Genomic DNA, 267 nt, shown 5'->3' with positions numbered 1-267 from the left:
CATCTGTTAAGGATGTGAGGAGGAAGACGCAGTGAACTGAAACATCTAAGTAGCTGCAGGAAGAGAAAGCAAAAGCGATTGCCTTAGTAGCGGCGAGCGAAACGGCAGGAGGGCAAACCGAAGAGTTTACTCTTCGGGGTTGTAGGACTGCAATGTGGACTCAAAGATTATAGAAGAATGATTTGGGAAGATCAGCCAAAGAGAGTAATAGCCTCGTATTTAAAATAGTCTTTGTACCTAGCAGTATCCTGAGTACGGCGGGACACG

Annotated in this window: 1 rRNA gene; it reads left to right on the top strand. The window is 46.1% G+C overall.

The annotated features are described in order from the left end of the window. Positions 1 to 267 (top strand): 23S ribosomal RNA (locus tag WKI42_RS10875); the annotation flags it as partial.

The organism is Streptococcus pseudopneumoniae (genome assembly GCF_038148935.1).
GTDB lineage: Bacteria > Bacillota > Bacilli > Lactobacillales > Streptococcaceae > Streptococcus > Streptococcus pseudopneumoniae_U.
This window is presented reverse-complemented; position numbering and strand designations above follow the sequence as displayed.